This window comes from Pelagerythrobacter sp. Soil_C_18, from assembly GCF_057657235.1.
On record NZ_JBDGIU010000001.1, the window covers coordinates 739,105 to 749,316 of the forward strand.

At 67.4% G+C, this 10,212-nt stretch carries 16 protein-coding genes; 3 read left to right on the top strand and 13 right to left on the bottom strand.

Annotation, left to right across the window (positions count from 1 at the left end; translation table 11 throughout):
• Nucleotides 1-58: 58 nt before the first annotated feature.
• From tolB to hisB, 12 genes are all read right to left on the bottom strand, one after another.
• Nucleotides 59-1,471 carry a Tol-Pal system beta propeller repeat protein TolB gene (gene tolB, locus AC3A5N_RS03340; protein ID WP_487735883.1) on the bottom strand — a complete coding sequence of 471 codons (1,413 nt, stop codon included), beginning with the start codon at nucleotides 1,469-1,471 and terminating at the stop codon, nucleotides 59-61.
• Nucleotides 1,468-2,280, bottom strand: a complete 813-nt coding sequence (locus AC3A5N_RS03345) for an energy transducer TonB (protein WP_487735884.1) — start codon at nucleotides 2,278-2,280, stop codon at nucleotides 1,468-1,470. Before AC3A5N_RS03345 ends, tolB begins: the two co-directional genes overlap by 4 nt.
• Nucleotides 2,281-2,292: 12 nt before the next feature.
• Nucleotides 2,293-2,739 carry an ExbD/TolR family protein gene (locus AC3A5N_RS03350; protein ID WP_487735885.1) on the bottom strand — a complete coding sequence of 149 codons (447 nt, stop codon included), beginning with the start codon at nucleotides 2,737-2,739 and terminating at the stop codon, nucleotides 2,293-2,295.
• Nucleotides 2,739-3,434 carry a protein TolQ gene (tolQ, locus tag AC3A5N_RS03355; RefSeq protein WP_487735886.1) on the bottom strand — a complete coding sequence of 232 codons (696 nt, stop codon included), beginning with the start codon at nucleotides 3,432-3,434 and terminating at the stop codon, nucleotides 2,739-2,741. The genes AC3A5N_RS03350 and tolQ overlap by 1 nt, the downstream gene beginning before the upstream one ends.
• A complete protein-coding gene (locus AC3A5N_RS03360; protein WP_487735887.1) occupies nucleotides 3,431-3,892 on the bottom strand; it encodes a YbgC/FadM family acyl-CoA thioesterase in 462 nt (153 codons plus the stop codon). The genes tolQ and AC3A5N_RS03360 overlap by 4 nt, the downstream gene beginning before the upstream one ends.
• A 59-nt stretch (nucleotides 3,893-3,951) precedes the next feature.
• Nucleotides 3,952-4,329, bottom strand: coding sequence for a histidine triad nucleotide-binding protein (locus AC3A5N_RS03365; protein ID WP_487735888.1), 378 nt, complete (start codon nucleotides 4,327-4,329; stop codon nucleotides 3,952-3,954).
• Entirely contained in the window at nucleotides 4,329-4,643 is a 315-nt protein-coding gene (locus AC3A5N_RS03370) for a phosphoribosyl-ATP diphosphatase (protein WP_487735889.1), read from the bottom strand. Before AC3A5N_RS03370 ends, AC3A5N_RS03365 begins: the two co-directional genes overlap by 1 nt.
• 32 nt (nucleotides 4,644-4,675) lie before the next feature.
• On the bottom strand, nucleotides 4,676-4,840 hold the full coding sequence (locus AC3A5N_RS03375; protein WP_487735890.1) for a PEP-CTERM sorting domain-containing protein: 165 nt from the start codon (nucleotides 4,838-4,840) through the stop codon (nucleotides 4,676-4,678).
• A gap of 87 nt (nucleotides 4,841-4,927) precedes the next feature.
• The gene (gene hisF, locus AC3A5N_RS03380) at nucleotides 4,928-5,689 is read right to left on the bottom strand and encodes an imidazole glycerol phosphate synthase subunit HisF (RefSeq protein WP_487735891.1); all 762 of its coding nucleotides are present in this window, start codon (nucleotides 5,687-5,689) and stop codon (nucleotides 4,928-4,930) included.
• Nucleotides 5,686-6,429, bottom strand: a complete 744-nt coding sequence (hisA, locus tag AC3A5N_RS03385; RefSeq protein WP_487735892.1) for a 1-(5-phosphoribosyl)-5-[(5-phosphoribosylamino)methylideneamino]imidazole-4-carboxamide isomerase — start codon at nucleotides 6,427-6,429, stop codon at nucleotides 5,686-5,688. The genes hisF and hisA overlap by 4 nt, the downstream gene beginning before the upstream one ends.
• Nucleotides 6,426-7,046, bottom strand: a complete 621-nt coding sequence (hisH, locus tag AC3A5N_RS03390) for an imidazole glycerol phosphate synthase subunit HisH (RefSeq protein WP_487735893.1) — start codon at nucleotides 7,044-7,046, stop codon at nucleotides 6,426-6,428. The genes hisA and hisH overlap by 4 nt, the downstream gene beginning before the upstream one ends.
• Entirely contained in the window at nucleotides 7,039-7,632 is a 594-nt protein-coding gene (gene hisB, locus AC3A5N_RS03395; RefSeq protein WP_487735894.1) for an imidazoleglycerol-phosphate dehydratase HisB, read from the bottom strand. Before hisB ends, hisH begins: the two co-directional genes overlap by 8 nt.
• Nucleotides 7,633-7,716: 84 nt before the next feature.
• Here hisB and AC3A5N_RS03400 point away from each other — a divergent pair, with 84 nt between their 5' ends.
• From AC3A5N_RS03400 to gmk, 3 genes are all read left to right on the top strand, one after another.
• Complete coding sequence (locus AC3A5N_RS03400; RefSeq protein WP_487735895.1) at nucleotides 7,717-8,220, top strand: SspB family protein; 504 nt, start codon at nucleotides 7,717-7,719, stop codon at nucleotides 8,218-8,220.
• 107 nt (nucleotides 8,221-8,327) lie between these two features.
• Complete coding sequence (locus AC3A5N_RS03405) at nucleotides 8,328-8,681, top strand: hypothetical protein (protein WP_487735896.1); 354 nt, start codon at nucleotides 8,328-8,330, stop codon at nucleotides 8,679-8,681.
• Between the two features lie 62 nt (nucleotides 8,682-8,743).
• A complete protein-coding gene (gene gmk / locus AC3A5N_RS03410) occupies nucleotides 8,744-9,379 on the top strand; it encodes a guanylate kinase (RefSeq protein ID WP_487735897.1) in 636 nt (211 codons plus the stop codon).
• Nucleotides 9,380-9,409: 30 nt separating this feature from the next.
• Here the strand turns inward: gmk and AC3A5N_RS03415 are convergent, their stop codons facing one another.
• Nucleotides 9,410-10,207, bottom strand: a complete 798-nt coding sequence (locus tag AC3A5N_RS03415; RefSeq protein WP_487735898.1) for an SDR family oxidoreductase — start codon at nucleotides 10,205-10,207, stop codon at nucleotides 9,410-9,412.
• Nucleotides 10,208-10,212: the final 5 nt, after the last annotated feature.

Below are 10,212 nucleotides of genomic sequence, written 5' to 3' on the forward strand. Positions count from 1 at the left end.
ACGTTTCCTCAAAAGCCAAGACGAAGGGTGCGACCCAAGCGACAAATCACAAATGCATTCAAGGCAGAATCGGTCCCCAGGCGGGGTCCGACGCATCCACCGGCGTCGGCAGACGCCGCAGGTTCCGACCGGTGAGATCGACCTGCCAGAGCGAGGCCTTGCCCGATCCGCGTTCCGTACGGAAGAACTGAATGATCCGGCCGTTCGGGCTCCAGGTCGGCGCCTCGTCCTGCCAGCCGTCGGTCAGCGTGCGCATGTTACGGCCGCTCGGGCTCATCACCGCGATGTTGAAGTCGCCGGCGATGCGGGTGAAGGCGATCTGGTCGCCGCGCGGGCTCCATTCGGGCGTCGCCGCCCGCCCGCCGAAGAACGAGATCCGGCGCTGGTTCGAACCGTCCGCGTTCATGACGTAGATCTGCTGCCCGCCGGACCGGTCGCTTTCGAACACGATCTGGCTGCCGTCCGGCGAATAGGATCCGCCGATGTCGATGCCCGGCGCATCGGTCAGCCGCACGCTCTGCCCGCCCCCGGCCGGAACGCGGTAGATGTCGGTGTTGCCGGCGACCGCCATCGAATAGAGGATATAGCGGCCATCGGGGCTCCAGCGCGGCGCGATGGTCGGGTTCCCGCTTTCGGTCACGAGCGTCTGCCGGCCGGTGCCGATGTCGTAGACGTAGATCCGGGGATTGCCGTCCACGTAAGAGAGGTAGAGCAGCTTGCTGTAGTCGGGCGAGAAGCGCGGCGTCAGCGCGGTGGAGCGCCCGGTGGTGATGAACCGGTGGTTCGCACCGTCCGAATCCATGATCGCGAGCCGCTTGACCCGGTTATCCTTGGGGCCGGTCTCCGCGATGTAGGCGATGCGGCTGTCGAAGAAGGGATCCTCGCCGGACAGACGCGAATAGACGAGATCGGAGCACTTGTGCGCCGCCCGGCGCCACTCGGCTGGCTCGACCACCCACCCTTCGCGCACGAGCTCACTCTTGAGCGCCATGTCGTAGAGGTAGCAGCCGACGATCAGCTTGTTGTCGGCTCGCGCACGGACATAGCCGTGCACCAGCATCTCGGCGCCGCGGCTCGACCAGGTCGGCCAGTTCGGCGCAGTGATCTGCGGGTAAGTCGGCTGTGGCAGCGAATCGGGGCCGACCGGCTTGAACAGCCCGTTGTTCTTGAGGTCGTTGAAGACCACGCGGGCCAGTTCCTTGCCGAGCGCCGCGGTGCCCGACGAATTGGCCGGCGTCGGCGTGTCGCGATCGGTCGCGAAACCGGGAATCGCGATGCCGAGGTCCTGCCACTCGCTTTCGTCGGTGACGGTGAAGGTCAAGCCGCCTTCCTGCTGTTCGATCGTCTCGACTTCGCCCACGGTGGGAACGGGTGCGCCAAGATCGCCCGCCGAAGCAGGCGGCGGCGCCTCCTGCGCTGCGGCAGGCGCGGCAAAGAGGGCGAGAGTCAGAAGGGCTAGGATCGGTTTCATTGCGAAAGGTTCCTGTCGAATCTGGCGCCGTCGATCGACTTCCAGGCGTTGTAATACTCGGGCGGCAGGTCGAACGGCGCCGCCAGTTGGACCGCGCGGACGGCGCGTTCGGCGTGGAGCGCGGCCTGCGGCCGGTTGGCCGGCGTGATGCCCGACTGGTCCACTACGCGCGGCGCGCCCGAAAGGCTCCCGTCCTCGTTGAGGCGGAACGAGAGGATGGACACCAGCTTGTCGGCGTCAACGCCTTGCGGGGCGGACCAGTGCGGCTTGATCTGGCGGATGATCGCCTGGATGATCGAAGCCTTCGCGCTCGCGCCGATCTGGCTTGCGGGAATGCGCGTTTCCTCTGTCGTGGTGCTCGAGCCCGATCCGGCGAGAAAGTCGCTGCCGACACGGCTGCCGCCGCTGCGCTCGGTGCGTCGCTGTTCGGGCTGGCTTGTGCGGCGCGGCGTCGGCTCGCGGCGCGGCTCCGCCTCGCGGCGCGGGGCGGTCGTCGCGCGCGGACGCGGGCGCTCGGGCGGCGCAGGCCGTTCGACTTCGGCCGGGCGTGGAGGTTCGATTACCGCCGGCGCGGGCGCGGGCTCTTCGCTCAGCGTCGGGGCGATCGCCGCGCGGCTCTCGGCCACGAGTTCGGGCGCTTCGGCGACCGGGCCCACATCCTCTGCAAGGCTCACCGTCATCCGTTCGGGAATTTCCGGCGGATCCGCCGCCCGCGGCTGGAACAGCAACACCGCCACCAGGGCGACGTGCAGCACCACGGCAACGCCGAGGCCCAGCCTCTCTTCACGGGATAGAGCGATGTCTGCCATCAAGGTCTCCGGCTATGGAGCCGAAACTGAACCGTGCGTGACCAGTTGGATCTGGTTGAATCCCGCGCGGTTCAATTCGCCCATGACCGCCATGACGCGGCCGTAGTCGAGCGACCGGTCCGCGCGCAGCGTCACTTGCGGCGGATTGCCGTCCGCTCCCGGTGCGATGTTCGCCAGCCTGTCCGGCAATTCGCCCGGCGCGAGCGCGGCTTGGTCGAGATAGATCGTGCCGTCGCCGACGATCGAAACGGTGATCTGCTCGGGCTCCTGCGGCAGCGCGTTGGCGCGGCTGTCGGGCAGGTCGACGGGTACGCCGGCGGTCAGCATCGGCGCGGTAACCATGAAAATGATCAGCAGCACCAGCATGACGTCGACCAGCGGAGTGACGTTGATCTCCGCCATCGGCGTGCGGCGGCTGCCGCGTCCGCGCTTGCCGGAACGGGCGAGACCCATCGCCATTACAACCGCTCCAGTTCGCGGCTCAGGCTGGCGTGGAAGCGGTCGGCGAAGCGCTGCAGCCGCGCCTCGAACGCGTTCACCGCGTGGCTGAAGCGGTTATAGGCGATGACTGCGGGGATGGCGGCGAACAGGCCGATCGCGGTGGCGAACAGCGCCTCGGAAATGCCCGGTGCGACGACCGCGAGCGAGCTCGATTCCTGCGCACCGATCTGGAAGAAGCTGTTCATGATGCCCCAGACGGTACCGAACAGGCCCACGAAGGGCGCGACCGAGCCCACGGTGGCGAGGAAGTTGAGGCGTGCGGCGAGTTCGTCCGCCTCCTCCGCGACCTGGCCTTCCATCGCCAGCGCGACACGCTCGCGCAGACCTTCGCGGTCCTTGACCCCGCCCTTCGTCGAGCGGCGCCATTCGGACATGCCGGCCCCGGCGATCCGCGCGATGGGAATGTTCCGCTTGGCGTGCTGCTGCATGAAGCCGTCGAAATCGTCCGTCCGCCAGAAGTCCGCCTCAAACGCGGCAGCGCGGCGGCGGATCCCGCCCATCCGCATGCTGAACGAAACGATGATCATCCAGGTCCAGATGCTCGCTGCGAGCAGCCCGACCATGACGAGCTGGACGACGATATCGGCATCGAGGAACAATTGGACCGGGTCGAGCCGGTTCGGCGTCGCCGCCATGAGTTGCGTCAGGATCATAGAGTTTCTTCTTCGATGGGGAGGAGGGGTTTGAAAGCTTCACGCCAAGCGGGCGGCTGCCGGCGCGGGCGCCCGTCGGGCGCGACGAAGCCGACTCTCAGTTCCGCCTCGGTAAGGAGTTCGTCGCCACGCAGCGCGCGCTGATGCATCCGGCAGCTTGCCGAGCGCATCTCGGTGCAGCGCGTTTCGATCACAACATCGTCGTCGAGCCGCGCGGGGCGGAGATAGCGGATCGACAGATCGGCAACCGCATAGGCGCCCTCGCCCGTCTCGACCGCGGCGCGCTGGTCGATCCCGAGCAGCCGCAGCAGGTCGGACCGGGCCCGCTCGAACCAGCGCAGATAGTTCGCATGATAGGTCACGCCGGAAAGGTCCGTATCCTCGTAATAGACGCGCACGGCGTAGAGATGGCGCGTGCCATCGATCAGGCCGCCGGGGGGGACAGGACGCGTGGTCATGATCGCGGGGGCCTTAGCTGATCGCCGAGTCGCCAAGCAACTGAAACTGCCAGTCGTGGCTATTTCGCGATCATCCGCCCGAGCGGCTCGCCGCCGAACAGATGGACATGGAGGTGCGGCACTTCCTGCCCGCCATGCTGCCCGAGATTGGCCAGCAGGCGGTATCCCGGCTCGACCAGCCCCTTCTCGCGCGCGATCCTGCCGACGGCGCGGACGAAGCCGGCGATCTCTTCCGCACTCGCCTGCGCGGAGAAATCGTCCCAGCTCACATAGCGGCCCTTGGGGATCACCAGCGTGTGGACCTTGGCCTGCGGATTGATGTCCTCGAATGCGTAAGCCCACTCGTCCTCGTAGATCTTGGTCGAGGGGATCTCGCCGCGCAGGATCTTCGCGAAAATGTTGTCGTCGTCGTAGGGCTGCGTCGCGTCGATCGGCATCACTCGCTCCTTGAAGCCTTCTCATCCAGTCCCGAAACGCCCTCGCGCCGGTCGAGCTCCGTCAGCACTTCCGCGAGCGGGATGTCCTTGGCGGAGAGCAGGACCATGAGGTGGAAAATCAGATCGGCCGCTTCACCGACCAGCTCCTCGCGCTCGCCGGCCAGCGCGGCCACGGCGGCTTCGACCGCCTCCTCGCCCACCTTGCGCGCGATCACCGGCAGGCCGCGGGCATGGAGCTGTGCAACGTAGCTCGACTGCGGATCGGCCTTTCGGCGCTCGGCGATGATGTCTTCGAGGCGCGAGAGCGTGTCCATGCGCCGCCTCATGCGGACGGCGCGCGGCGCGGTCAATCCTTGTCGGGCGCCTTGCGCTTTGCCGCCATGCGCCGGCCGATCACGAGGCCGGCGAGGCCGAGCCCGAACAGCGCGAGGCTCGATGGCTCGGGCAGCGGCGTTCCCGCCGCTTGGGCGGGAGCGGCGATGCAAAGGAGAAGGATCGGGAGTGCTCGCATGGTCCTGTTCGCCTGACGCCGAATTTGTCTCGGTCGCAAGCCAAGCTTCATCGCCGTCCCGGATTGGTACTTGCAGAAGGGACCGAATTAACCGCGTGCCGGCAGGCCGGCGGCGCGCAATGCGTCGTGCGCCTCGGCGATCGTGTGCGTACCGAAGTGGAAGATCGAGGCGGCCAGAACCGCGCTCGCGCGCCCTTCGGTGACACCTTCGACCAGATGCTGCAATGTGCCCACACCGCCGCTGGCGACCACCGGCACGGGCACGGCATCGGCAATCGCGCGGGTCAGCGCGAGGTCGTAACCGGCCTGGGTGCCGTCGCCATCCATCGAGGTGACGAGCAATTCGCCCGCGCCGAGTTCCGCCAGCCGGACCGCGTGCGCGACCGCGTCTATTCCGGTCGCCCGGCGCCCGCCGTGGGTGAAGACCTCCCACTTCCCCTCGCCTACACGGCGTGCGTCGACCGAAGCGACACAGCACTGGCTGCCGAAGCGGGCCGCGATCTCTCCCACCACTTCGGGCCGCGTCACGGCCGCGCTGTTGACCGCGACCTTGTCCGCCCCCGCGAGCAGCAGCGCGCGCGCATCCTCGGCGGTGCGCACCCCGCCGCCGACGGTGAAAGGCATGAAGCACACCGCCGCCGTGCGCCGCACGATGTCGAGCAGCGTGCCGCGCCCTTCGTGGCTGGCCGAGATGTCGAGGAAGCACAGCTCGTCCGCCCCGGCGGCGTCGTAGGCCTGCGCCTGCTCGACCGGGTCCCCGGCGTCCTTGAGATCGACGAAGTTGACGCCCTTGACCACACGGCCATCGGCCACGTCGAGACAGGGGATGACGCGAATGCGGACGGTCACGTCCGCGCCGCCATGGCAATCGCCGTCGCCAGATCGAGCCGCCCGTCGTAAAGCGCGCGGCCGGTGATCACACCCTCGATCCCCCCACTTCCTTCAAGGCTCTTCGCGTGGAGCGCGAGGAGGTGGATGTCGTCGAGTCCCTTCACCCCGCCGCTGGCGATGACCGGGATATCGACCCGGCGCGCAAGGTCGACCGTCGCATCGATGTTGCAGCCCTTGAGCAGCCCGTCGCGCCCGATGTCGGTGAACAGCACGCTGGCGACGCCTGCATCCTCGAACCGGCGCGCAAGATCGGCCACCGGCACGTCGGACACTTCGGCCCAGCCTTCGGTCGCGACCATGCCGTCCTTCGCATCGACCGCCACGACGATCCCGCCCTCGAACTCGCGCGCCATGTCCTTGACGAACTGCGGATTCTTGAGCGCCGCGGTGCCCATCACGATCCGCGCGACGCCGAGATCGAACCAGCCCTCCACCGCTTCTCGCGTACGGATGCCGCCGCCAAGCTGGACGTAGCCGGGGAAAGCCGCGACGATCGCCTCGACCGCCTCGCGGTTCTCTGCCTTGCCGGCGAACGAGCCGTCGAGGTCGACGACGTGCAGATGCTCTGCCCCGGCCTCCGCAAACAGCAGGGCCTGCGCCGCGGGATCGTCGCCATAGACCGTGGCGCGCGCCATATCGCCTTCGGCAAGGCGTACGACCTGGCCACCCTTGAGGTCGATAGCGGGAAAAACGATCATGGGCGCCACTCCAGAAAGCGATCGAGCAACGCGAGGCCGTAAGCCTGGCTCTTCTCAGGGTGGAACTGCACGCCCAGCACGTTGTCGCGTGCGATCGCGGCGACGAGCCCGCCGCCATGGTCGGTCATTGCAGCGATATCAGCGGGGTTCTCCGCCGCGAAGTGGAAGGAGTGGAGGAAGTAGGCCTCGCCCGCCTCGAGCACCGGGCCCGCGTGGGCGGTGAGCGCGACGTCGTTCCAGCCCATGTGCGGCACCTTGACCGCCGGGTCGGTCCGTTCGATCGCGCGCACGTCACCGGCGATCCAGCCGAGACCCGGCGTCGTGCCGTGCTCCAGCCCCCGGTCGGCGAGCAGTTGCATGCCGACGCAGACGCCGAGGAACGGCGCACCGCCGACCTCGACCCGCTCTTCCATCGCCTCGATCAGCCCCGGGATCGCCCGCAATCCTTCCGCACAGGCGCGGAACGAGCCGACGCCGGGGAGGACGATACGGTCCGCCGTGCGCACCGTATCGGGATCGGCGGTTACGTCCACCGAGGCGCCGACCGTGCGGAGCGCGTTTTCGACCGAGTGGAGATTGCCGGCGCCGTAATCGATCAGCGCGGTCCTCTCAGCCACCGAGCATGCCCTTCGTGCTCGGCACGGTGCCGCCCTTGCGCGGATCGATCTCCACCGCCTGGCGCATGGCGCGAGCGAATCCCTTGTAGATCGCTTCGCAGATATGATGGTTGTTGCTGCCGTAGAGCAGCTCGACATGGAGCGTGATCCCGGCCGCCTGGGCGACCGAATGGAACCAGTGCTCGATCAACTCGGTGTCCCATTCGCCGAGCCGCGTCTGCGAGAAGCCTGCGCGCCAGACGAGATAGGGCCGCCCGGAAATATCCAGCGCGACCCGCGCCAGCGTCTCGTCCATCGGCGAGTAGGCCTGGCCGTAGCGGCCGATCCCGCCTTTGTCGCCGAGCGCCTCGGCGAGCGCCTGCCCGAGCGCGATCGCGCTGTCTTCAGTCGTGTGGTGCTGGTCAACGTGCAGGTCGCCCGCGACCCTCATCGTCACGTCGATCAGCGAGTGGCGGGAGAACTGCTCGACCATGTGGTCGAGGAATCCGATCCCTGTCGACACCGCATAGGTGCCGGTCCCGTCGAGGTTGACCTCGACTTCGATCGCGGTTTCCGCGGTCTTTCGCTCGATCCTGCCGGTGCGCATAGGTGCGGCGCTATACGCAAGGCTGGGCACGGCGCAAGCATTGGCGCTTGACCGGCGCGCGAAGCGGCTTCACCAAGCGGGCATATGAGCGACGATACGCCCGATAGCCTGATCCCCTACGACGAGATCGTGCAGGAAGCGCTGCGCGCCGTGGTCGGCCGCGTGCTCGGCGAGATCGAGGGGACAGGCGGCGACCTGCCTGGAAACCACCACTTCTACATCACCTTCAAGACCCACGCGCCGGGCGTTGCGATCCCCGCCCACCTGCGCGAGCGGTTTCCGGACGAGATGACGATCGTGCTCCAGAACAAGTTCTGGGACCTGAAAGTGCGGGAAGACGGCTTCAGCGTCGGCCTCAGCTTCAATCAGGTTCCGTCCAAGCTGGAAATCCCCTTCGCCGCGATCACCGCCTTCGTCGACCCTGCGGTCGATTTCGGGCTGCAGTTCCAGGCCAGCGTCGCCGACATGGCGCCCGAGGCGCACGACGATGCGGAGAACGATGCGCCGGAACACGGCGAAGGCCCGGTCGTTTCCGAGGATGAAGACGGCTCCAACGTCGTCACGGTCGATTTCGGCCGCAAGAAGTAATCCGGCCGGCCTTGCGCCCGCCGCGGATCGAGGGGCGAACGATGGCGAAATCCAAAGGTAAGACCGGAACCGGTATGTCTTCCAAGGTCGCAAGGGCGACGAGGAAGATGACGCCCGCGGACCGCGAAGTCGCGGGCCCCAGCCCCAATCCCGCGACCAACCTGCTGATCCATGACATCCTGCTGCGCAGCGGCGGCAGGGTTCTCCGTCTCGGGCTCGAGAAAGGCCTGCTGCGCAATCGCTACGGCAAGTCGACCGCCAAGGAGATCGTGGAAAATCGCTCCATGGTGCAGACACTCGCGTCCTACGCCGTCGCACGTGTGGCGACACGCTCGGTGCCGGGCGCGATCGTGGTCGGCGGCGGCATACTGGCGAAGGCACTGCTCGACCGCCGCCAGTCGCGCCGCGCGGCAAAGCGCGAGGGCGACAGGAAGCTGCGGGCGAAGGCACAGCAGGAATAGCCTCGCGCGGCACCGCCACCGCGGGGCTTGATTTCGCGCGGTCGCTCGGCGCATGAGCGCGCATGGCCGACCAGGACACTCTTCACCGCCGCGGACTGATGTTCATCCTCTCCTCGCCCTCGGGCGCGGGCAAGACCACGATCTCGCGCATGCTGCTCGAGGCCGACGACGAGATCTGCCTCTCGGTCTCGGCGACCACGCGGCCCAAGCGCCCCGGCGAGATCGACGGGGTGCACTACCACTTCGTCGACGATGCCGAGTTCGACCGGATGATCGAGGAAGACGATTTCTACGAGTGGGCCCCGGTGTTCGGCTACCGCTACGGCACGCCCAAGGGGCATATCCGCGCCGGGCTGAAAGAAGGGCAGGACTTCCTGTTCGACATCGACTGGCAGGGCACCCAGCAGCTCTACCAGAAGGACGAGCAGGACGTGGCGCGGGTGTTCATCCTGCCGCCCAGCCTCGATGAACTGCACCGCCGGCTTCAGAACCGCGGCACCGACAGCAAGGACGTGATCGACGGCCGCATGGAACGCGCCCGCGCCGAGATCAGCCACTGGGACGGCTACGACTACGTCGTGGTCAACGACGATGTGCAGGTCTGCTTCGAGAAAGTCCGCGCGATCCTCCAGGCCGAACGCATGAAACGCGCGCGCCAGACGGGCCTAATCGGCTTCGTCAGGGAACTGATGAGCTGAAACCCTCCCCGCTTTCGGGGAGGATCGATTTCACGCCGGCTCGGCGAAGTGCGTCGGCAGGTGCGCGTTGACGATGCCGCCGTCGACGGTCAGCGTCTCGCCGATCGTGTAGTCGCCCGCGCGGCTCGCGAGATAGACGGCGGTGCCCCCCATGTCGAACTTGTCGCCGACCCGCTTGCTGGGAATCCCCGCAGCCGACTTCTCCTCCTGATCGCGCGCGGCGCGGTTCATGCTGGAGGGGAAAGCGCCCGGCGCGAGGCTGGTGACGTAGATGTGGTCCTTCACCAGCCGTGCTGCCATGCGGCGCGTGAGGTGGATCAGGGCCGCCTTGGACGCCTGGTAGGAGTAGGTCTCCCACGGGTTCACCCGCTGCCCGTCGACCGAGGTGATGTTGATCACCTTGGCGGGCCGCTCCGGGCTCGCTGCCGCCGTGAGCAGCTTGTGAAGCTTCTGCGTCAGGAAGAACGGCGTCTTGACGTTGAGGTCCATGACCTTGTCCCAGCCGCTTTCCGGGAACTCGATATAGTCCGCGCCCCATGCGGCGCCGGCGTTGTTGACCAGAATGTCCAGCCGGCTCTCGCGGGCGGAGACCTCCTCGACCAGCGCCTCGATCCCCTCCATCGTCGAGATGTCGCCCTGGATGCCGACGACTTTCTCGCCAAGTTCCTGGCAGGTCGCCTCGATCTCGTCGATCTTGCGCGCGGTGATGTAGACCCGCTCGATCCCGGCGGCGAGGAAGCCCTCGACGATCATCCGCCCGATCCCGCGGCTGCCGCCGGTGACGAGCGCGATCCGGCCTTCGAGGCTGAAGAGGTCGTTGAGGGTCATGCAGT